General features: G+C 54.1%; 6 tRNA genes. All 6 read right to left on the bottom strand.

What is annotated here, in order from left to right:
• Nucleotide 1 precedes the first annotated feature (1 nt).
• Nucleotides 2-74, bottom strand: a tRNA-Ala gene (locus AC3II9_RS21515).
• Between the two features lie 29 nt (nucleotides 75-103).
• Nucleotides 104-180, bottom strand: a tRNA-Pro gene (locus tag AC3II9_RS21510).
• Nucleotides 181-188: 8 nt separating this feature from the next.
• A tRNA-Arg gene (locus AC3II9_RS21505) sits at nucleotides 189-265 on the bottom strand.
• Between the two features lie 15 nt (nucleotides 266-280).
• A tRNA-Leu gene (locus AC3II9_RS21500) sits at nucleotides 281-369 on the bottom strand.
• Between the two features lie 5 nt (nucleotides 370-374).
• Nucleotides 375-449, bottom strand: a tRNA-Gly gene (locus AC3II9_RS21495).
• Between the two features lie 43 nt (nucleotides 450-492).
• Nucleotides 493-577, bottom strand: a tRNA-Leu gene (locus AC3II9_RS21490).
• Nucleotides 578-580 lie beyond the last annotated feature (3 nt).

Genomic DNA, 580 nt, shown 5'->3' with positions numbered 1-580 from the left:
GTGGAGCCTAGCGGGATCGAACCGCTGACCTCCTGCGTGCAAGGCAGGCGCTCTCCCAGCTGAGCTAAGGCCCCAAAATAATCAGTTGATATCAGGTTAAGGATGGTCGGGAAGACAGGATTCGAACCTGCGACCCCTTGGTCCCAAACCAAGTGCTCTACCAAGCTGAGCTACTTCCCGTACTTTTTTGGCGCGCCCGACAGGAGTCGAACCCATAACCTTCTGATCCGTAGTCAGACGCTCTATCCAATTGAGCTACGGGCGCTAATTTAAATTAAAATGGTGCCGAGGGCCGGAATCGAACCGGCACGGTAGTCACCTACCGCAGGATTTTAAGTCCTGTGCGTCTGCCAGTTCCGCCACCCCGGCACATATGGAGCGGAAGACGAGGTTCGAACTCGCGACCCCCACCTTGGCAAGGTGGTGTTCTACCACTGAACTACTTCCGCATGTGCATAAGATTTTTTTAACCTGGCAATATATGAAATTAAATGGTGCGGGTGAAGGGAGTCGAACCCCCACGCCTTGCGGCGCTAGATCCTAAGTCTAGTGCGTCTGCCAATTCCGCCACACCCGCATA

This window comes from Lysinibacillus sp. RU7 (genome assembly GCF_057837305.1).
This window is presented reverse-complemented; position numbering and strand designations above follow the sequence as displayed.